Here is a 20,776-nt window from a genome sequence, read left to right on the forward strand (position 1 = left end):
GCTTCTAATTTTCTGTTAAATAAGGTTAATTCGCAAGCTTATCTAAGCAATAAATAATAAGTTTTTCCATTGTTTCTTTAGGAGTCTTAGTGAATTCACCAGTAGCTCTATTCGCTAAAATTACATTCATAGAAACGGCATTATGCCCTAAAAGTTTCGACATGCCATAAATCCCGGAAGTTTCCATTTCAAGATTCGTTATTTTTTGATCCTGAAATTCAAATTTGGCCAGTTTATCATTCATTTCTGCATCTTGTAAACTAAGACGCAAGGAACGACCTTGTGGCCCGTAAAAACCAATATTCGTAGCGGTAACACCCTTATAAATTGTGTCTGAATTTAATTTTTGTTGTAGATCTTTACTATTTTCAACTACATACGGAGTTGCTTTTTTAGCATTCCAATCCATATGTTTTACAAAAGCTTCAGAAAAGTCTTGATCTAAGAATTGATCGGCTTGATAGAAATGAAGTAAACCATCAAAACCAACTGCTTTTTCGCTAAGTAGAAAAGAATCGATAGGAATTTCAGCCTGGATGCTTCCTGTGGTTCCAATTCTAACAATATCTAGCGATTTCAACTCTTTCTTAATTTCTTTTTTCTCAAAATCAATATTGGCAAGAGCATCAAGTTCGTTAAAAACAATGTCAATATTATCAGTTCCAATTCCGGTAGAAATAACTGTAATTCGTTTCCCGTGATACGTTCCTGTTTGAGTATGAAATTCGCGTTTTTTAACGCTAATTTCAATTTCGTCAAAATGTTTGGTTACTTGATCGACGCGATCGGGATCGCCAACGGTGATAACCGTATCTGCTAAATGTTCTGGTCGTAAGTTTAAATGATAGATGCTGCCATCTTCATTCAGTATAAATTCAGAAGCTTTTAAGCTCATGCTATAATTTTAATAATTGGTGAACCTCAGGATCATAAAGGAAATCATACATTTTAGAACCTCCAAGAATATCGTCATTCTTTAATTCTCTGTAGAAATTCTTTTTTCCATTTAAAATTAAATGTCCTTTTTCGGTAAGTTGAATTTTGTTGTCTTCAGCAGCGTAAAAAATGGATAATTTTTCCAGTATTCTTTTCATTTGGATATCGCTAAATCCATAATAGCCCTGGTATTCTAACGCATAACCCATAAGCTGGGTATAATTATGAATATCCCTTTCCTTAATAAGCTGAAGTATGTTTTTCTCTAATGAATTAATCCCCGTAACGCTATTTGGAAAACGTTCTATATGAGCGCGAATACAGCTGGAAAGATATTCAAAATTGGTATTTGTTTTGATCTGTCGCTTTAGAAGCGTCGGATTGTTTCCACAGTACAACTCCCACATAAGGTTTGCAACTTCGATGTCATTTTCATCCAGCAATATCTTTTTTTGATAATGTTTTAAAAGTTGTTTTTCTGAAAGTTGCGAAAGCGGAGTCAGCTTTTTATCGCCTTTTAGTTTTTTACTACACACCAGGTAAAACGGTACATCATTCTTTTTATCGGTTAAAAAACTGATGGTTGCCAGAATATTTACGTGGCAGAAAAGATCGAATTCGAACCATAAAATAATATGATCATAATCTTCGACTTCGCCCAGTTTATTTAATTCTGAAACAAACTTTTCCTGATAATCCTGCGCTGAAATTCCGTAGTAATTATGCAGAAATTTAGATCTCATTTCGATAAAATCATCAGATCCAACTTCCTGTGTTGTTGGGCCTTCACATAGCATTTCACGCCAAATGATCTGTTGACCGGGTAAATCTAGCGCTGCAGCACTTTCTGCAAGGCTATCCCCATTAATAATATGTAAAGGTTTTTTTTCCAAAATTATCCGCCTACGCGTTTTACGTTATATCCTTCTTTTTTCAGGATTTGCATAATTTTGTCGCGATCATCACCCTGAATAATAATCTCGCCATCTTTTGTAGATCCGCCCACGCCACATTTCTTTTTTAGCAATTTTCCTAATGTGACAAGGTCTTCGTCTGGACCTACAAAACCTTTAATTATGGTCACGGTTTTACCACCGCGACCTTTATTACTAAAATGAGCTTCTAGACGCTGATCTTTTGGTTTCAGGTTTTCTTGTTCTTCATTTTCTACATAATCACTATCATCAAATTCATCATTTGTAGAAAAAACAAATCCGCCTAAATCCTCTAGTCCTAGTTTCTTTTTGGCCATAAATATTTTACTTTTTCAATAATCCAATTTCAACAAGTCGCTGGTGTAAAAATTCTCCAGCAGTAATATCTTCGTAGTGTTTAGGATTTTCTTCATTTACACATTCGTCCAAACAATCTAAAGGCATCTCACTTCTTGGATGCATAAAAAACGGAATAGAATAACGAGGTTCGCTCCATTTTTCCTTTGGTGGATTAATCACACGGTGTATGGTAGAACGTAATTTATTATTGGTATGACGCTCTAGCATATCGCCCACATTAATTACCAATTCGTCTTCATTTGGCACTGCGTCGATCCATTCGCCATCTTTTCGCAACACTTGCAAGCCACCAGTAGAAGCACCCATTAATAAGGTAATTAAATTAATATCACCATGAGCTCCCGCGCGAACGGCACCTTCTGGTTCTTCTGTAATTGGAGGGTAATGGATTGGTCTTAAAATTGAATTTCCGTTGCTTGCCCAATGATCAAAGTAAGTTTCCTCTAATCCAATATATAGTGCTAAAGCTCGCAAAACATGGATACCAGTTTTTTCTAACATACGATACGCTTCCATACCGGTATGATTAAAATCTAGTAATTCGTCTACATGAACGTTTTCTGGATATTCTTCAATTAGATTTGCATCCTCAGCAGGTTCCTGCCCAAAATGCCAAAATTCTTTTAGATCACCTTCTTTTTTTCCTTTTGCATGTTCTTTTCCGAAGGAAATATAACCACGCTGTCCTGCTAAACCTTCAATTTCGTATTTCCGTTTCGTCTCTAATGGAAGATCGAAAAATGATTTTACTTCTTTATATAATTCAGATACAAGATCGTCGCCTAAAAAATGATTTTTAAGTGACACAAATCCAATCTCTTCGTAGGCTTTTCCTATTTCATCAACAAACTTTTGTTTTCGTGTAGAATCGCCAGATACAAAGTCTGCAAGATCTACACTTGGGATATTCGTCATTGCCATTTATTCTCTAATTTTTATTGATAAAGCATACAAACTTAATGAAAAAAGGATAAAACTAATAGGAATAAAATATCTGTTTATGCTTCTAAAATTAAGTAATTAAAATGAATTATAAGGATTTATTTTAAAGTACCGCACAAGGTCGTTTACTAATTTGCTACATTTGAATATACCTTTTTTATATGTCGTATAGCGCTACAGATATGATTTTTGACTCTGAAGGATACCATCAAGATTTTCTAATAGATCTTTATGAGAAATTGCTGAAACCTCGTTTAGTAGAAGAGAAGATGTTGATTCTTTTGCGACAGGGAAAGGTAAGTAAATGGTTTAGTGGTATTGGGCAAGAAGCTATTGCAGTAGGGGTCACTTCAATTTTACAGGAAGATGAATATATTCTTCCCATGCATCGAAATCTTGGTGTTTTTACAACTAGAAATGTGCCTTTACATCGGTTGTTTTCGCAATGGCAGGGAAAGATAAATGGATTTACAAAAGGTAGAGATCGTAGTTTTCATTTTGGTACACATGAATATAAGATTATAGGAATGATCTCGCATTTGGGTCCGCAATTGGGAGTTGCAGATGGAATAGCACTTGCGCACAAACTTCAAAATGAAAAGAAATTGACGGCAGTTTTTAGTGGTGAAGGTGGGACTAGCGAAGGCGACTTCCACGAAGCCCTGAATATCGCTGCGGTTTGGGATTTACCAGTACTATTTTGTATAGAAAATAACGCTTATGGTTTATCAACGCCTACAAGCGAACAATATCGATGTGAACATCTGGCCGATAGAGCAAAAGGCTACGGAATGGAATCGCATATCATCGATGGTAATAATATTTTAGAAATTCATCAAAAATTATCGAATATCGCTAATGATGTTCGGGAAAATCCGCGTCCTGTTTTAATTGAGTTTAAAACTTTTAGAATGCGTGGTCACGAAGAGGCTAGTGGTACAGCCTACGTTCCCGACGAAGATTTAGCGCATTGGCGAGAAAGAGATCCTATTGTAAGATTTGAGCAGCATCTTTTGGATCGTGGTATTTTAAACTGGGATTGGGCAGAACATATTAAGTGTAAGATAAAACAAGAAATTGAAGCGCATTTAGCGATTGCTTCGGAAGATAGATTACCCGAGTTTGATGAAACTATAGAATTAAATGATGTATTTAAAGTTACTGAAAATCAATATTTTGAAATATCCGGCGAAATTAGTGAAATTCGGTTTATCGATGCGATAAGTGATGCTTTACGATTATCCATGAGAAAGCATCCCAATCTTGTTTTAATGGGACAAGATATTGCTGAATATGGCGGAGTTTTTAAAATTACGAAAGGCTTTGTTGAAGAATTTGGAAAAGATCGAGTTCGAAATACGCCTATTTGTGAAAGCGGAATCATAGAAGTGGCTGCAGGACTTTCTATAAAGGGAATGAAAGCCGTGGTAGAAATGCAGTTTGCAGATTTTGTGAGTTCTGGTTTTAATCCTATAGTAAACTATCTTGCGAAATTTCATTATCGCTGGGGACAAAATGCCGATGTGGTAATACGCATGCCTTGTGGCGCCGGTGTTGGTGCAGGCCCTTTCCATAGTCAGTCTAACGAATCATGGTTTACTAAAGTGCCTGGACTAAAAGTGGTTTATCCATCTAATCCTGTAGATGCTAAAGCGTTACTAATAGCAGCGATCAACGATCCTAATCCAGTTTTATATTTCGAACATAAAGCGCTCTACCGAACGCAAAGACAAGAAGTACCATTTGATTATTATACTACTGAAATTGGAAAAGCATCTCTATTAAAAGAAGGCACAATACTAACGATTATAAGCTACGGCGCAGCTTTACAAGAAGCATTAAAGATTATCGAAGAAGAGAAAATCGATTATATAGACGTCTTAGATCTTCGTACACTTCAGCCCTTGGATACGATTTCAATCTTTGCTTCAGCAAGAAAAACAGGAAAGGTAATTATTCTTACTGAGGATTCTTTGTTTGGAAGTATTGCTTCAGAAATTTCAGCACAAATAACAGAGAATTGCTTTGAATTTCTGGATGCTCCGGTAATTAGAGTAGGGAGCTTAGAGACTCCGATTCCTTTTGCTTCTATCCTAGAGACGAACTATTTACCGTATCAACGCTTCCGCGAAAAACTAAAAGAATTAATAGAATATTAGTAATTAGTATTTTTATTGTGCTTTAATTAAGATTTGTTAACAGTGCCTCTGTTAAAGTATTAATAATCTTTTGCCAGCGCTGTATCCCTGCGCTAATTTAGATTCAGCTAATCAAAAAAAATCTATTATGATACGTTTAATTGTTATTTTCTTAATCATTGCTATTGTAGCAGCAATATTTGGATTTGGTGGAATCGCTGATGGAGCAACAGACATCGCTAAAATTATATTTTACATCTTTGTTGTCCTTCTTGTAATATCTCTAATAAGCAGACTTTTTAGAAGATAATAAAATTACTAAATAACTTATCCAATGCAGTTTCGTCTTCGATAGATGTGCTGCATTGGTTTTTTATGATTTAAAACTACTACTATGAAAAAAGTAATTTCAATTTTTGCACTATTAATTTTATTGGTTTCCTGTGGAGGGCCAAGCAAAGTTGCAAAAGAAGCCAGAAAAACGTTTGACGGAAACTGGACACTTACCAATATTACTTATCCTAATAATACTGGGGAATTTAACGTAACATTATTTAATGATGCTTCAGCGAATTGCTTTGAGGGTAGTACCTGGGATTTTGTTTCTAATAATAATAGAGGAACTTACGAAGTATCTGGTTTGGATTGTGTTGCTGAAACCAGAAATTTTATCTGGTCTATTGATGAAGAAAATACGCCAAGCGGAATGTATGATTTTCTTCTTAAGCCAGTAAATGAAAAATACAAGTCAACTAATGGTGATCAAGGATTTAGATTAAATCTTGTAAATCTTTCTGAAAATTCTATGGTTTGGGAACAAACAGTAACCTTAGAAGGATCTCCGTTTGTAATAAGAATGATGTTTACTAAATAAGAATCGGTTAAATAAATATAATAATTATGAAGAGGACTTTAAATAAAGTAATGGCGGTTTGTTTTGCTGCAAGTATGCTTGTTGGATGTGATGCCATTCAAAACGCAAATAATAAACAAAAAGGTGCGGTAATAGGATCTGCTGGTGGCGCAACTATCGGTGGTGTAATTGGTAACAATACCGGTGATGGTAATAGTGCATTAGGCGCTATTATTGGTGGTGTTGTTGGTGGTGCAGCTGGTGCTTATATTGGTAATAGAATGGATAAGCAGGCAAAGAAAATTGAAAGCGAAGTTCCGGGAGCAGAGGTAGAGCGCGTAGGAGAAGGAATTAATGTAACATTCGATGAAAATAGCGGTGTTTATTTTGCTTCGGAAAAATATAATATTAATGACAAATCTGAAGAAACTTTAAATAAACTAGTAGGTATCTTTAAAGAATATCCAGATACTAATATTTTAGTTGAAGGTCATACAGATGATACAGGTAGCGAAAGTTACAACTTAACGCTTTCTAAGAACAGAGCACAAGCGGTAACTAACTTCTTAACTGGTCATGGTATCGCAGCAAGTAGATTTGAAACTAAATGGTACGGTGAAGCACAACCAAAGTTTGATAATACTACAGCTGAAGGTCGTTCGAAAAATAGAAGAGTAGAATTAGCGATTGTAGCTAACGAAGAACTTAAGAAAGAAGCTGAACAAAACACTACAGAGAACTAAATTGTAGTTTTGCTTATTGAAAATTTAGAGCCGTCCATATGGGCGGCTTTTTGTATTTATAGAATCAGGAAATTTCGAGCTGAGTTAAGGCTTTCCTAAATACGAGTTAAACCCATCTAAACACTTTTGTCGTTATTCGTATTGGTTTGTATCTTCAAACTAACTAATAAAAAAATCAATTTACAATATGAAGACTGTTGATAAAATGGAGGTGCTGCATAGCCAATCTGCTGAATATATTATGCAAGGCGAAACTGGTAAATTTTTAAAGCTTATTCCAGATACATTTCTAATTAAAGGAAAAGAAAAAGACGGTGTATTTAATCAGGGATATGCGATAAGACACATTAATCGCCGTGATATTATTTTAATTGATGTAGTAGAGGAAGAAACCAAAGCAGCGGTTAAAAAATTGATTGAAGAAGGTTATCAAATCAAAGGTTTACTAATTACCTGTGATGGTATTTTAGAGAATGCTTATGCCGATCTTAAAACTATTTCTAAAGATGCAGATAATGCTCCTGTTTATGCGCATTCAAGAAATAATTTTAAAGATGATTTCAAAACTAAAGATATCATGACACAGGCGAATGATCTGAAACATTTTGGTATCAAAGTAATTGATCTACCAGGAAATGGTGGAGCTTCTGTTCTAGTTTATTCTGAAATTAATGGTGGTATGTTATTCCCGGGAGATGATGCTGTAGGATCTTCATACGATTCAGATTTAAACACTTTTAAGCGTCCTGAAATGAAGCGAGAAAATGACGATTTTGGATTAGCTGAAAGCTGGAGTGCTTTTGAAGATGATTTCAGCTATTTTTTCCCAAGAAAAGGAAAACCTGCATTTAATGTAGAAGAAGGGCAACAAGTTGATATTTTAAACGATTTGAGTAGAACTAAATAAGAAATAGAATTATCCGACATATAGGATAAGAAAAACCCTGTATTTTTCATTTTTGAAATTGCAGGGTTTTTTAATGCTTTATCCTTAAATATAAAATATAGCAATTTTCTAAACAGTATGAGAAAATTGTAGGGTTTCAGCATAACGTATTGTTAAAGAGCTTATTCCTTAAAAGCGTAATTCTTAAATTAAAGGATAAAAGAAAACCAACTATGTCAAAATTAAATGTCACTCAAAAACTTATTAAAGAGCATCTCTTAGAAGGGGATATGATGACCGCCGGTAAAGAAATCGGAATCAAAATTGATCAGGCTTTACTGCAAGATGCCACAGGTACACTAGTTCAACTAGAACTGGAAGCTATGGGGCTTAAAAAGGCGCAAACTGAAGTTGCTGTGCAATATGTGGATCATAACCTTTTGCAAACCGACTTTAAAAATGCCGATGATCATAAATTTCTACTTTCTGCAGCCAGAAAATTCGGCTTATGGTTTAGTAGACCAGGGAATGGTGTAAGTCACCCTGTGCATATGGAACGTTTTGGGAAACCGGGCAAAACGATGGTAGGGTCTGATAGTCACACACCGGCTGCAGGTTCACTAGGTATGCTTGCAATTGGTACTGGTGGGTTGGATGTTGCTGCAGCGATTGCAGGACAGCCATATTATGTGAAAATGCCACAAGTGATGGGAGTGAAGCTTACCGGAAAATTACCGGATTGGGTAAGCGCTAAAGATGTTATTTTGGAAATGTTACGTAGGCATGATGTAAAAGGTGGTGTAGGAAAAATTATAGAATATTACGGTCCTGGATTAGATAATCTAAGTGCTATGGATAGGCATGTTATTGCTAATATGGGAGCTGAATTAGGTGCTACGACTACTGTTTTCCCAAGTGATCATGAAACAAAGAAATTTTTAAAAGCACAGCAGCGAGAAGATGACTGGAAAGAATTATTGGCAGACGAAGGTTGTGAATACGATCTTCATGAAGAAATTAATTTAAGCGAATTGATTCCACTTATTGCTTTACCTACAAGTCCGGGTAATGTGGTGCCAATTGAAGAAGTTGCAGGTAAAAAAATTAGTCAGGTGGTAATAGGATCTTCTGCGAATCCTGGATTAAGAGATTTTTGGATAGCAGGAGCGATCGTCAAAGATAAATCGGTGAACCCAGATGTGTCTATGGATGTAAATCCAACATCACGACAAATGATTCAGAATATGATTGATAACCGAGCTTTTGCAAATTTAATTAAAGCAGGAGCACGTTTTCATCAATCTGGTTGTATGGGATGTATAGGAATGGGACAGGCACCAGCTTCAGGTACGATAAGTCTTAGAACAATGCCTAGAAACTTCCCAGATCGTAGTGGAACAAAAGACGATCAGGTACATTTGGTAAGTCCGGAAACCGCGGCAGCTTCAGCATTAACAGGAGAGATTACAGATCCTAGAGATTTAGAGAAGATCTACGATATGAAGTATCCACAGTTTGAAGCACCAGAGATTGAAACTATAAATGAAGATATGTTGGTTCCGCCAGCAGATGACGGAGAAGAAGTGAAACTTGAGAAAGGTCCAAATATAAAATCCTTACCTGAAATTGAACCTTTAGCTGATGAAATTAATATTCCTGTTTTATTAAAAATGGGCGATAATATTTCTACCGACGAAATCTTAAAAGCCGGTGCTGAAGTTTTACCTTTTAGAAGTAATCTACCAGAAATAAGTAAATATACTTTTACGGTAATTGACGAGTCTTTCTACGATAGAGCGATGGAATCTAAAGAAAAGGAGGGAGGCCACATCGTTGTTGCGAAGGACAATTATGCCCAGGGATCTAGTCGTGAACATGCCGCTATTGCTCCAAAATATTTGGGACAACATGCTGTAATCGCAAATAGCTATGCACGTATAGCATGGCAAAATTTAGTGAATTTTGGTATTTTACCTTTAGAATTTATAGATGTCGAAGATTACGATAAAATCGAACAGGGAGATACGGTAAGTTTTAAAAACCTTCGCGAAGATGTTAAAAAGAGAAACAACATCAAGGTTGTTGTAAAAAAGGAAAACGGCGAAGACAAAGAATTTGAGACGAAGCATACATTAAGTGATCGTCAAATAAATATTCTACTTAAAGGTGGAATTATAAATGAGTTTAAAGAGCGCTTGAAAAAAGAACAAGCTCAGGAATAACTCAGGAGATAATTAGATATAAAAAAACCTTTCAGGAAACTGAAAGGTTTTTTTAAATTGGTAATTTTTCTAGTGTGTTTGCATTTGCCCTTTTTTCTTATCCAACTGCTTATCTAAATCTTTAACAGTTTGAGATGCAGCAGCTTCAAAAGAATCTGAATTTGATTCTGCAAAAAGTTGTGGTCCTGGAATGCTTACTTTTATATTACAGATAAAACCTTTAGGATCTTCTGCATGATTTCTTTTAAAGTGTACTTCTGCACGAGTGATAAAGTCATATTTTCTTTCTAGCTTCTCAAGTTTCTCATTCACATAGTTTTGTAAACGTTCACTTTTACTAAGAGCAACAAATTGGTAAATGGTTTCCATATTAATTTTTTTTAAAACACCTAAGAACGCTAATAATGCTAATTTAGACAAGTTTTTAAGCTCTATTTCACAATTTTTTGTGATAGATTTAAATATAAAGGGGTGTTCTTGTTTAAATCGTTAACTAAAACAATAATTGCCCTAATAAATATAGGGTAGTGGTATTGAAATTATAAATTTATCTTAAAATTAAAGTTTATTGGTTGTCTGTAGATATACTTGCGTAATCTTGGGAACTTCAGCTTTAATTTTTTCTCTTAAACTTTGCAGCGCATTTTCAGCATCCAGCAGCTCTAAATCATCGTACAAATCGACTTCAACAATTAGTAGAATACTTTCTGGACCAAAATGCATGGTTTGTGGCAGTCCGATCTCTTTTACCTTTGGATTATTGTTTAAGATGTCTTCAACTTTAACCAAAATTTCAGGCTGAGCACTTTCTCCTAATAGTAAACCTTTACTTTCTTTTGCCAAGAAAGTTGCTACTACTAAAAGTATACAACCAATAATAATACTGGCGATACCATCACAATAAGGATTGTCTAGCGTTTGGCTAAGAAATACACCAATTAAAGCAACGGCCAAACCTATTACTGCTGCCGTATCTTCGATAATTACAGCGAATGTTGCAGCATCTTTACTTTGAGTAATTTTAGTGATAATATTACCTGTTTTAGCACCAGCTCTAGATTTATTAAAAGTCCTAAGTGCCAAAACCAGGGCAGTACCTTCAAACAAAAGTGCAGCAATAAGTACGGCATAATTCCAGGTAGGATCTTCAGCGACTTCAGGAGCTTCCAGCGCATGAATTCCTTCGTAAATAGCAAAACCACCACCTAGAGCAAAGATGAGGATACTTACGACAAAGCTCCAAAAATAAACTTCTTTTCCGTAGCCAAATGGGTGTTGCTTAGTTGGTTTCCGTTTAGATCGTTTTATACCAAGCAATAATAAAAATCCGTTGCCGGTGTCTACCAGCGAATGAATTCCTTCAGCCATCATTGCTGAGCTTCCTGTAAAAAATGAAGCTGTAAATTTGCTTACAGCTATTAAAAAATTAGCGCCTATAGCGCCAAATATTGCGATGTTCGAATTTCCGGCCATAATGATTTAGTTAGTTGCCGCAAAATACAATAAAATTGATCGGACTAATAGTCTAAAATCCTGTTTTAGTATGGATTTAGCATTAAAGCGGAACAATAGTTGTAAATTAAAATGTAATTATGGATCATAAATCAGTTGATTTAAAAGCAATTAAGTATGAAACGTTTAAAGATAAAATTGATAAAACGATTATTAGTTAGCTTTGCTGTTAGCTTCGGAATTTTAAGTTGTGGCTCGTCGAGTAGTGCTGTCGAAGGTGTGAATAATTTCGAAGATCTGAAATCCTTTGCTCAAAATAGAGAATTTGAAATCGAAAACCGCTGGGCCAATCCCATGCGTGCTAATACGGTAAGTTTTATAAATCATCCAAATTTTAATAGCGGAACTATAAATTTGATAGGTAACGCCAACTTTATAAGGTTTAAAGGAGATTCTATTAATGTGTTCTTACCGTATTTTGGTGTGCGACAAATGAGCGGCGGATATAATGATCGTGGTGCAATAAAATTTGAGGGAGTTCCTGAGGATTTTGAAATCATTGAAAACGAAGACAAAAAATATGTGCGCTACGAATTTACCGCAAATGATGATTCTGAACAATATCAATTTTATGTCACATTATATCCTAACGGAAATACCAATACATCTGTAAATAGTTCGCAAAGGGATAATATTTCTTATACCGGAAAATTTAGCAAGCTTTCATCTGAAGAAGGAGAATAGTTAGATATCTGAAGCTTGGTTTGAAATTCTTACAGAATAAGAAAAATAAAAAAAACTGGTTATCTAAATATTCTATTTTACATAATATAAATTATAGTTCAACTTATATGTATCTAATATAGTGGTAATAAAGTCATTCTTTGCTATCGAAGCCATTCCATAGCTTTTATAACTTTCTGATCTTTTTGTAAATAATTAAAAGCATCGCCACCTATAATTTCAATATCGGGTTCTACGTAATTACGATATTCATTTTTATCTCTATCTAAACAATATCCCGAGGATAATTGATAGTAAAGTTCTCCTTCAATATTATATTGATTATTTACAGTAACATAACCAGCGGTTCGTTCTCCAAAAAACTTTACATATTCTTTTCCTTTTAAAGCAATTGCCGTCATTTCTCCAGAACTTGCCGTTATTGGGCCCAGAAGCACTGCAATTTTGAGTGGTTCCTCTAAAGAGCATAATTTTTTAAACCTTATCATTTTATTTTTCCCACTATATATTTTATTCTTTTTTAATTTCCATTCCGATAAATAAGAATCTTGCTCAAAATAACCTAAAATTCCATTTTCTAATATTGGCGCAAGTCCTGCAATCATTGTCCACATGTTTCCTCCAGTATTTATTCGAAGATCAATGATAAGACCAGATAAACTATTTATATCTAGCCCACATAGCGCCTCCATAAAAATCTGAGCATCATCTTCATTATGACTACCGGGTATACGTATGTATCCAATATTTTCTAGTTTGGTAATATGAAGTGTGGCGCCAGATCTTAATATACTTTTAGTACTATCGTTTAAGCGTTCAAATTTATCGGTTGGATGAGCTCTGCCAGACCGCTTGTCGTGATGAGTCAACTGAGAATGACTATCATCTAAAGCATCTAACAATACGCCTACAGCGGGTGCTAGTTGATCGTATGTAGTATTGGCATTCAGATCGACTGCCTCTTTAACTTTTGGTGTTAAGCTATCCCAATCTACATTATCAGTATAGATAGAACCTTTTTTAGTAAATGATATAATCTTTTCGATCTGCTTCTCTTGAGCAACTGAGGATTGAATTCCAAGAAACAATACCACTATAACAAAATACAAACTACGCATTAATCTATTTTTTCTAGTAATTATGAAATAGCAAAATCGCTGGTTAACCTTTATAAAACTGAGGTATTAGATCTGTAACCAAGTTAAAAAAATAAACGGTACGGGATAAGATAAAATTAGGCAAAAACAAAAAAAGCTCACCATTTCTGGTGAGCTTTTTCATAAACCTTGAAAAAATATATATTATATAACTTCTACGTTTACTGCGTTTAATCCTCTCTTACCTTCCTGAAGATCAAATTTAACTTCGTCGCCTTCGCGAATTTCGTCAATTAAACCTGTAACGTGTACAAAATGGTCTTTGTCAACTCCTTCTTCAGTGATAAATCCAAATCCTTTAGTGTCGTTAAAGAATTTTACTGTTCCTTTACTCATCTTAATGTATTAAATTATAAGTGACAAATATCCAACTAATATTCCGATAACACACTATAATTTGAAAATATTTCTGTTTGATTTATAAAAATATGTCTAAAAATAAACAATTTTAGCTGTTAGCGTAGTATTGGCGGGAGCTGCGTTTTAATGTTAAAGTTTGAAATAATTTAATTCATTTTCAATTTCCTAAACTAATGCAATGTAATATTGAAATTTGATGCTAAAAACTGAAAATGTAAAAGCCTTCAAAATTAGAAAAACATCAGATCATCTTTAATTAGCGACTAATTTTAGTGCAAAATTCCGGAGTTCCTATCTTCTGCGATTGTGTCTTTATAAAATCGCGATACCACATTCCTGAATTCTTAACTATTCTTTGCTGAGTTGGATAATCGATATAAACCATGCCGAATCGAGGTTTATATCCTTCTGCCCATTCAAAATTATCGGTAAAACTCCAGACAAAATAGCCGTTTACATTTACGCCTTGCTGTTTTGCTTTTAAAACTGCGTTGATATATTCCTGAAGGTATTTTTGGCGTTTAGGATCTTTAACCTGATTGTTTACTAAATGATCTGGAAATGCGGCACCATTTTCGGTGACCAGAATGTTTTTTACTTCAGGATAAGCATCATATTTCTTTAGAAGTTCTAATATTCCTTCAGGATAGATTTCCCACCCCATTTCAGTAGTAGGAATATTTCGTGTTTCAGCTTTTATATTGGTCGCCTGGACATACGGAATCCACCATGCACTTTTTACGATCTCTCTAGTATAATTCTGAATTCCTATAAAATCAAATTCAAACTGAAGCAACTTATTATCTTCAGCTTTATAAAATTTATCTACTCTTTTCAAAAAAGGTAATTCCTCAAAAGGATAACCATAACCCAAACTGAGTTCTAAAAACAATCGATTTACTAAGCAGTCTACGCGATTTGCTGCATGATGATCTTTTACACGATCGCGATATGCCTCTATATACGAACAGGAAAATGTTGTACCAATATTTAAGCTTGAATCGTAAGCTCTTAAGATTCTGCCACCTTCGGCCTGGCAAAGTGAAGCATGATGCATCGCCGGGATAAAATTTTTGACTCCTCTCCTACCCGGCGCATGGATTCCTAAAAAATGACCGGCACCCAAAAACACTAAAGGTTCATTTAAAACCATCCAGTTTTTTACGCGATCCCCAAATCTATGCACGCAAATCGTTACATATTCTGTAAACCAATTTATGATTTCACGATTAGTCCAGCCGCCTTTATTTTCTAAAGCTTGCGGTAAATCCCAATGATAAAGAGTTACCCAGGGCGTGATTCCTAAGGCTAAACATTCATCTATCAATCGATCGTAGAAATCGAGACCGGCCTCATTTATTTTGCCTGTACCATCTGGTAAAATTCGGCTCCAGGAAAGTGAAAATCGAAAATGCTTAATATTCATGGCTTTTAAAAGCAATAGATCTTCACGATAACGATTATAAAAGTCGCACGCAATATCTGCATTTTGACCCTTATATATTTTTCCTTTTTTATGTGAAAACTCATCCCAAATAGATGCTTTTTTACCATCGGCATAGGGATTTCCCTCGATCTGAAATGCAGCTGTAGATGTTCCCCAAATAAAATCATCACCAAAATCACTGCTTTTTAAAGTTGAATTAAAATTCGATTTCATTTAAGCAATTTCAGGTGTTGTATTGTTAGTTTTGTGTTCTTTCAGCGCTATTTCAATAAGCTTGTCGATTATCGTTTCGGTTTGATCTGGAAAATTCACTTCGATAAGTTTATCCTCAACCAGCCATTGTCCAATTTCAGGATATCGTTTCTTTTTCAAATTCTTCAGCACGGCTACTCCCATGGTTTTCAGCATTGCGGCATTACATTGTTGCTCAAATTGTCCTTTCATAGGAATTACCAATAATTTTTTCTTCAGAAATAATGCTTCTGCCGGAGTTTCAAATCCTGCTCCACAAATTACCCCTTTACAGGTTCTTAAGCTTTCCACAAAAACTTCGTTATTGACAGGGCGAATGATGATATTATCGATTTTTGATGCTTTTTTAAAATGTTTTGAAAAGATCTCGAATCTGAATTCTGGGAAACTGCTGAATAATTTCAGTAGCTTTTTATCGGAATATGAAGGTAGATATACGGTGTAATGACTTGATTTTATAGGCTGAAGTTTACGAATCTCAGAGCGTATTACCGGTGTGTAAATACGATCGTCGAAAGCTTTAAAATGAAAACCAAAACTGAAGCTACATGGCGCATAAGACTTTAGAATCTTTAATCCTAACCAATCTTCTTTTAAAGGTTTTGGCGCAGAAGGATGCAAAACAGCCGATTGATGATTTAAGCCATAGCACGGTTTATGAGCCATCGAACATGCCCAGGCACTTACGGGCTCAAAATCGTTTATTACAAGGTCATAATTTTGTACAGGTACACTTTTAATTTCGCTGTAAAGTCGTTTCATTCGGTTTTTGCGATACGTGTTCCAAACATCGACACCACCTTTTTTTCCGAAGATAAAACTGAGTCCTTTAAACTGATATTTTACAAAATATGGTAATTTTAAATCGCCCTGAGTCCCGCTTACCAGTAGATCTAGATCTCCTTTTTTCTGAAGAATGGGAATAATTTCTAAAGCGCGACTTAAATGTCCATTTCCGGTTCCCTGAATCGCATATAATATCTTCATTAATGTGATAGTCGGAAAGGCGAAATCATCGAGCTTAATCGACGCTGAACAAAAACGGATACTAATAATTGCTGGAATCGTTCTTTAAAATAGTAGTTTCTGTGACCACTTTTCTGGAATTCACTTTTTCGTTTCATAAGCTTTTCAATTAAAACGATTATTCGAATTAAATGTATAAGAATATGATTTAAAAGTGTTTACGTGAATTTTAAATAAGTGTATGTTTAAGGTTAAGGAATTTAGCTTGCGCTAAGATAATTTAACCGAAGTCATCGTGAGTGACCCACCAACGGCTTTATCATTAAAAAATTCCAGCTCATCTTTATTTTCTTGTAGGGCCAGTGTATAAAGTACAGGTAAATAATGATCTGAAGTAGGAATTGCTAATTTTACAGCGTCATCAATCCGTTATTCAGTTAAATAAAAAAAGCCTTTCGAAAATACATCCGAAAGGCCAGTGATAATTTTTCTTTTTCTTTAAGAAATTAAGCTAATATCTCTGCAAATTCTTTTTCAGCTTTATTTAGCGCATTTTCTCTTAATTCAGGAATAGCAACTCCTTCTACTCTAATTAATTCTACATCTGTCATTCCTAGGAATCCGAATACTTTAATCAGGTAATCTGAAACAAAATCGTATCCAGGATTTTCAGAATAAACACCACCAGAACTCATCGCGATATATACTTTTTTACCAGTTACTAATCCTTGTGGACCTTCTTCAGTATATTTAAAAGTTTCTCCAGCTTTAGCAAGATGGTCGATCCATGCTTTTAATTGCGAAGGAATTCCAAAATTATATAAAGGAGCACCAACAACTAAAATATCTGCATCAAATAATTCTTTGATCGCTTCGTCTTGTATAGCGATATTTTCTTTTTGAGCAGCTGTTCTATTTTCTTCAGGAGTAATGATCGCCTGCCATCTGTCTTCAGTAAGATGTGGGAAATCTTCAGCAACAAGTTTTTTTTCAACGATAGTACTTTCGGGATAGCTTTCTTTAAGTTGTTCTACTATTTTGTTCCCTAAAGCTAAGCTGTAAGAGTTTTGACCGTTTAAACTTGAAATTACGTGAAGTATCTTTTTCATGACTTAAATTTTGTATGACATTTGTATATACAAATATAAAACACTATTACTAGTATTTATAGTACTTCCAAGGATTTTTCCACTAACATTTAGGTTAGTGCCTTCTAATACTCTTCTAGTAATTCTCTACGGAAATTTTCTGGTTTGATATGGTATGTCCTTGATAAGGCTTTTTCGAAATCGGAATAATCATCGAATCCACAAGCTTCGGCAAGACATTTTAAGTCACATTCCTGATATTCAGGAATATTAAGCATTTCTTTTAATTCCTTTATTCTGAAATCGTCCAGATACTCATTGAAGGTTTTTCTTTTCGCTTTCAATAAAATATAATCGAGTTCTCCTGGTGTTAACATTAAATGCCGACTAATCTGTTTAATCTTTAAATTATGAATTAAAAAAAACTTCTCTTTACACATAATCTTGTCTAGAAGTTTTGAATATTCGGTTGCCGTATTGTAATCTATATAGCTTTGTTCTGTTTCGGTATTATTCTCTCTAAAAATTAAACCACGGTTACAGAGCATCACTAAAAAAAATGCAAGCAAAATAAATAAAATAAGGGAAACTGAGGTGAATGTGAAATTCCCTAAACTACTATGAAGTACGAAGTACGCTACGTAAGATGCTAACAAACTCATAAATGCGATTGTTTTTATCTAAAAGCCTTCGTTTGTAGTAGGGTATAAAACGCTACGGCTATTTATAAATTAAATAAGTATTTGTAAATAGATATCAATTGTAGTGCCATTTACTATTTTTGTTTGATTTTTTGCAGAATTTTATTAACAATTGGAATTTTTGAATAGTTAACGAATCAAGCTGAAATGCCCCCTTTCTTCTGTTTCTAAGTCTATTGTTGCTTTAAACCAATAGTCGTCTTCAGGTAATGGCTGTCCATTAAAAGTCCCATCCCAATCTTCCCCATTTGTAAGAGTAGTAATTAAAGTCCCATATCTATCATAAATAAGGATATTTAGCTCTTTTTCTCCAGTTCCAATAGGCTTCCAAGTATCATTGATACCGTCGCTATTTGGAGTAAAATAATTAGGAAATCCAATTAAATAAATCTCATTGCTGGTATAGCTACATCCATCAATTTCTATAATTTCAATTTTATGAACACCTGGCAATACGCTATAAAATTCTGCTTTACCATTATCGCGATTATCCAATGTGAAAATGTAATTTGATTCATTTTCAGCTTTTAGACTTATATCATAAGAGCCATCATTATTATATTTTGTAAGTAATTCATAATTTACAGTTTCATTTCGATCAAAAATTGCAACATTAATCTCACTTGATAGCACTTCACAATTATTGTTGGATACTCTATATACATATTTACCGGCATTATTTATTTGAGGATCAAAAATACCATTTGGTAAAGCAGGTTCCCAATAGCCATTTGAATCTGGATTACCACCTAAATAATCAATTAATGCAAATGAGGTTTCATATTGACATATTGTGATACTTGAATCTATTCCTGGATTTGGTTGGGGCGTAAAAACGACTTCAACTAGCGCCGTTTTCGATACACAATAATTATTCACTGTATAAGCATACAGTCCTTCATTATCTAAAGAAGGATCAAAGACAGAAGAATTTGAACTTAGTTTAGGACTCCAAGTTCCGCCGATCTGTGCGTTTGGTCCCAAGTAATCAAATAAGTCTATCGAGCTTCCATTTTTACATATATTAAGATTTACATCATTCCCTGCATTTAGTAAAAATTGTTCCTGAAAATCAGGAATATCATTATCATCTTCATCTAGAGGTTCTTCATATCCTGATTTTACATTTATAATTAGTCCATTTTCATCTACAGTATCAGGTAAGCTTCCTAACGTTCCGTTATTATCTTTATCGGTAAATCCAGCTTCTATAACATCAAAACAATCATCATTATCACTATCTAAATCTCTTTTATCAGGATGACCATCTTGATCTGTATCTCGATCTAAAATACCATTATCTTCAATGACATCTAGAATTCCATCATTATCGTCATCCAAATCAATATCATCGGGAATTCCATCATTATCAAAATCTGGTAGACATTTTTCTTGAATTTCCTGTCTGGTACTACATTCAGAAGGATTATTGATAATTTCTAAATCGTCGTAGACTTTCTCATTAGCTAAAAGAGTACAAATTGCGGAACAATCTTTTAAATTCGAGTTGTTGGAAACAATAAGGCCAATGATTCCAAAATTTCCGCTAACTGAAATTAGATTCTCTAATCCCATCAAGCTTGGAAGATTATTATTATTTTGAATAATCAAGGCTTTATCAATTTTTCTGAGATTACTAAATCCGCTGATCGTTGGTAATTCAGGGTTATCTTTTATAATCATATTACCATAGATTCTTTCCAGACTATTAAATCCTGTAAATACGGTTAGTTCTAAGGATTCACTAATTTCAAAATTGCCCCCTCCCAGACTACCTATAGATACGAGTTTATTAAAGCCCTCTATTTCATTAATACCAGTTCTCCTGATAAAAAGGTTATTGCCCACATATTTTAGTTCCGAAAACAATCCTACTCCATGTGGATAATCCTCCATTATAAGAGAACCTTTAATATATTCTACCTTATCAAATGCATTAAACACCCCTAATATTAGACCTGAATTGTCCATATCTATAGTATTTTCAACAAATTTTAGATTTTGAAATGCATCTAACGACATCCCAAGGCTTTTTAAGTCGACTGTATTAACCTGCTCCAATTTAGTAAAGCCATCAAGATAACCCAACATTCCGTCTATGTAAATATTATTGACCTTTATTAGTTCGTTGAATGAATTAAGATCTTTTAGAAGAGTATTTGCTTGTATTTGAAGATCACCATCTATTTTGGTAATCGAAAGATTTAAAGTAAAATCTTCAATATCGGTATTTCTAATAATTAAATTCCCCTTAATTTCTTCAATATTCTTAAGAGGTTGCAAATTGGTTACCGCGCCAGTAATTGTAACATTTCCATTAACAATTTTACAGTTAGAATAATTATTGGAAAATTCATTAAATTCTTGTTGGGAATTTATAATAATATTACCTGTAGGGCATTGTGCATGAATAGTTATATTTAGAAAAAAAATGAGAAAAAATATGACGAATTTCAAAACGGTTAACCTTATAAAATGAAAGGCAATAATAAGCTTTTTGTAATGAATTTATATTTTTATTAACATTATAATTTAAAGGTTATTTTCTAAGCTTTCTACAATTAAGGTTATATATATATAAATGGTTTCAGGTA

20 protein-coding genes are annotated in these 20,776 nt (G+C 34.2%); 7 read left to right on the forward strand and 13 right to left on the reverse strand.

Translation table 11 applies throughout. From position 1 onward, the window contains the following. Positions 1-25: 25 nt before the first annotated feature. The 4 genes from QWY91_RS03990 to QWY91_RS04005 are packed head-to-tail and all read right to left on the reverse strand — an operon-like array spanning position 26 to position 3,146. Positions 26-895 carry a nucleoside phosphorylase gene (locus QWY91_RS03990; protein WP_290231925.1) on the reverse strand — a complete coding sequence of 290 codons (870 nt, stop codon included), beginning with the start codon at positions 893-895 and terminating at the stop codon, positions 26-28. 1 nt (position 896) lies between these two features. Beyond that, positions 897-1,829, reverse strand: a complete 933-nt coding sequence (locus QWY91_RS03995; protein WP_290231926.1) for a DUF1835 domain-containing protein — start codon at positions 1,827-1,829, stop codon at positions 897-899. 2 nt (positions 1,830-1,831) lie between these two features. Beyond that, positions 1,832-2,188, reverse strand: a complete 357-nt coding sequence (locus QWY91_RS04000; protein WP_290231928.1) for a translation initiation factor — start codon at positions 2,186-2,188, stop codon at positions 1,832-1,834. 7 nt (positions 2,189-2,195) lie between these two features. Further along, on the reverse strand, positions 2,196-3,146 hold the full coding sequence (locus QWY91_RS04005) for an isopenicillin N synthase family dioxygenase (RefSeq protein ID WP_290237059.1): 951 nt from the start codon (positions 3,144-3,146) through the stop codon (positions 2,196-2,198). A 188-nt stretch (positions 3,147-3,334) separates the two neighbouring features. Between QWY91_RS04005 and QWY91_RS04010 the strand changes: the two genes are divergently transcribed. From QWY91_RS04010 to QWY91_RS04035, 6 genes are all read left to right on the forward strand, one after another. Beyond that, on the forward strand, positions 3,335-5,332 hold the full coding sequence (locus tag QWY91_RS04010; RefSeq protein WP_290231930.1) for an alpha-ketoacid dehydrogenase subunit alpha/beta: 1,998 nt from the start codon (positions 3,335-3,337) through the stop codon (positions 5,330-5,332). A gap of 127 nt (positions 5,333-5,459) precedes the next feature. Continuing rightward, on the forward strand, positions 5,460-5,621 hold the full coding sequence (locus tag QWY91_RS04015) for a DUF1328 domain-containing protein (protein WP_290231932.1): 162 nt from the start codon (positions 5,460-5,462) through the stop codon (positions 5,619-5,621). 84 nt (positions 5,622-5,705) lie between these two features. Further along, entirely contained in the window at positions 5,706-6,185 is a 480-nt protein-coding gene (locus QWY91_RS04020; protein WP_290231933.1) for a lipocalin family protein, read from the forward strand. Between the two features lie 26 nt (positions 6,186-6,211). Continuing rightward, the gene (locus QWY91_RS04025; RefSeq protein ID WP_290231935.1) at positions 6,212-6,907 is read left to right on the forward strand and encodes a YiaD family glycine zipper/OmpA-like lipoprotein; all 696 of its coding nucleotides are present in this window, start codon (positions 6,212-6,214) and stop codon (positions 6,905-6,907) included. 187 nt (positions 6,908-7,094) lie between these two features. Beyond that, complete coding sequence (locus QWY91_RS04030; RefSeq protein WP_290231937.1) at positions 7,095-7,814, forward strand: MBL fold metallo-hydrolase; 720 nt, start codon at positions 7,095-7,097, stop codon at positions 7,812-7,814. 212 nt (positions 7,815-8,026) lie between these two features. Then, complete coding sequence (locus QWY91_RS04035; protein WP_290231938.1) at positions 8,027-10,015, forward strand: aconitate hydratase; 1,989 nt, start codon at positions 8,027-8,029, stop codon at positions 10,013-10,015. Positions 10,016-10,084: 69 nt separating this feature from the next. On the opposite strand, the gene hpf is transcribed toward QWY91_RS04035, so the two are convergent. After that, the gene (hpf, locus tag QWY91_RS04040; RefSeq protein WP_290231940.1) at positions 10,085-10,435 is read right to left on the reverse strand and encodes a ribosome hibernation-promoting factor, HPF/YfiA family; all 351 of its coding nucleotides are present in this window, start codon (positions 10,433-10,435) and stop codon (positions 10,085-10,087) included. 138 nt (positions 10,436-10,573) lie between these two features. Then, on the reverse strand, positions 10,574-11,488 hold the full coding sequence (locus QWY91_RS04045) for a cation diffusion facilitator family transporter (RefSeq protein ID WP_290231942.1): 915 nt from the start codon (positions 11,486-11,488) through the stop codon (positions 10,574-10,576). Between the two features lie 156 nt (positions 11,489-11,644). Between QWY91_RS04045 and QWY91_RS04050 the strand changes: the two genes are divergently transcribed. After that, positions 11,645-12,211 carry a DUF4251 domain-containing protein gene (locus QWY91_RS04050; protein WP_290231944.1) on the forward strand — a complete coding sequence of 189 codons (567 nt, stop codon included), beginning with the start codon at positions 11,645-11,647 and terminating at the stop codon, positions 12,209-12,211. Positions 12,212-12,354: 143 nt separating this feature from the next. On the opposite strand, the gene QWY91_RS04055 is transcribed toward QWY91_RS04050, so the two are convergent. From QWY91_RS04055 to QWY91_RS04090, 7 genes are all read right to left on the reverse strand, one after another. Further along, positions 12,355-13,329, reverse strand: coding sequence for a S41 family peptidase (locus tag QWY91_RS04055; RefSeq protein ID WP_290231946.1), 975 nt, complete (start codon positions 13,327-13,329; stop codon positions 12,355-12,357). A gap of 183 nt (positions 13,330-13,512) precedes the next feature. Beyond that, positions 13,513-13,704, reverse strand: a complete 192-nt coding sequence (locus QWY91_RS04060) for a cold-shock protein (protein ID WP_270058108.1) — start codon at positions 13,702-13,704, stop codon at positions 13,513-13,515. A 280-nt stretch (positions 13,705-13,984) separates the two neighbouring features. Next, positions 13,985-15,388 (reverse strand): GH1 family beta-glucosidase, encoded by a 1,404-nt coding sequence (locus QWY91_RS04065; protein ID WP_290231951.1) that lies wholly within the window; start codon positions 15,386-15,388, stop codon positions 13,985-13,987. Further along, entirely contained in the window at positions 15,389-16,414 is a 1,026-nt protein-coding gene (locus QWY91_RS04070) for a glycosyltransferase family protein (protein ID WP_290231953.1), read from the reverse strand. Positions 16,415-16,899: 485 nt separating this feature from the next. Beyond that, positions 16,900-17,502, reverse strand: coding sequence for an FMN-dependent NADH-azoreductase (locus QWY91_RS04080; RefSeq protein WP_290231956.1), 603 nt, complete (start codon positions 17,500-17,502; stop codon positions 16,900-16,902). Between the two features lie 104 nt (positions 17,503-17,606). Then, on the reverse strand, positions 17,607-18,143 hold the full coding sequence (locus tag QWY91_RS04085) for a helix-turn-helix domain-containing protein (protein WP_290231958.1): 537 nt from the start codon (positions 18,141-18,143) through the stop codon (positions 17,607-17,609). Between the two features lie 168 nt (positions 18,144-18,311). Next, entirely contained in the window at positions 18,312-20,639 is a 2,328-nt protein-coding gene (locus QWY91_RS04090; protein ID WP_290231960.1) for a T9SS type B sorting domain-containing protein, read from the reverse strand. Between the last annotated feature and the right edge of the window lie 137 nt (positions 20,640-20,776).

It is taken from the genome of Zunongwangia endophytica (genome assembly GCF_030409505.1).
GTDB classification, from domain to species: Bacteria; Bacteroidota; Bacteroidia; order Flavobacteriales; family Flavobacteriaceae; genus Zunongwangia; species Zunongwangia endophytica.

Excerpts from the sequence above, each read along its gene's own strand:
- QWY91_RS03990 (WP_290231925.1), bottom strand. The coding sequence starts at position 895 with ATGAGCTTAAAAGCTTCTGAATTTATACTGAATGAAGATGGCAGCATC.
- QWY91_RS04000 (WP_290231928.1), bottom strand. The coding sequence starts at position 2,188 with ATGGCCAAAAAGAAACTAGGACTAGAGGATTTAGGCGGATTTGTTTTT.
- QWY91_RS04005 (WP_290237059.1), bottom strand. The coding sequence starts at position 3,146 with ATGACGAATATCCCAAGTGTAGATCTTGCAGACTTTGTATCTGGCGAT.
- QWY91_RS04010 (WP_290231930.1), top strand. The coding sequence starts at position 3,335 with ATGTCGTATAGCGCTACAGATATGATTTTTGACTCTGAAGGATACCAT.
- QWY91_RS04015 (WP_290231932.1), top strand. The coding sequence starts at position 5,460 with ATGATACGTTTAATTGTTATTTTCTTAATCATTGCTATTGTAGCAGCA.
- QWY91_RS04020 (WP_290231933.1), top strand. The coding sequence starts at position 5,706 with ATGAAAAAAGTAATTTCAATTTTTGCACTATTAATTTTATTGGTTTCC.
- QWY91_RS04025 (WP_290231935.1), top strand. The coding sequence starts at position 6,212 with ATGAAGAGGACTTTAAATAAAGTAATGGCGGTTTGTTTTGCTGCAAGT.
- QWY91_RS04030 (WP_290231937.1), top strand. The coding sequence starts at position 7,095 with ATGAAGACTGTTGATAAAATGGAGGTGCTGCATAGCCAATCTGCTGAA.
- QWY91_RS04035 (WP_290231938.1), top strand. The coding sequence starts at position 8,027 with ATGTCAAAATTAAATGTCACTCAAAAACTTATTAAAGAGCATCTCTTA.
- QWY91_RS04045 (WP_290231942.1), bottom strand. The coding sequence starts at position 11,488 with ATGGCCGGAAATTCGAACATCGCAATATTTGGCGCTATAGGCGCTAAT.
- QWY91_RS04050 (WP_290231944.1), top strand. The coding sequence starts at position 11,645 with ATGAAACGTTTAAAGATAAAATTGATAAAACGATTATTAGTTAGCTTT.
- QWY91_RS04055 (WP_290231946.1), bottom strand. The coding sequence starts at position 13,329 with ATGCGTAGTTTGTATTTTGTTATAGTGGTATTGTTTCTTGGAATTCAA.
- QWY91_RS04060 (WP_270058108.1), bottom strand. The coding sequence starts at position 13,704 with ATGAGTAAAGGAACAGTAAAATTCTTTAACGACACTAAAGGATTTGGA.
- QWY91_RS04065 (WP_290231951.1), bottom strand. The coding sequence starts at position 15,388 with ATGAAATCGAATTTTAATTCAACTTTAAAAAGCAGTGATTTTGGTGAT.
- QWY91_RS04070 (WP_290231953.1), bottom strand. The coding sequence starts at position 16,414 with ATGAAGATATTATATGCGATTCAGGGAACCGGAAATGGACATTTAAGT.
- QWY91_RS04080 (WP_290231956.1), bottom strand. The coding sequence starts at position 17,502 with ATGAAAAAGATACTTCACGTAATTTCAAGTTTAAACGGTCAAAACTCT.
- QWY91_RS04085 (WP_290231958.1), bottom strand. The coding sequence starts at position 18,143 with ATGAGTTTGTTAGCATCTTACGTAGCGTACTTCGTACTTCATAGTAGT.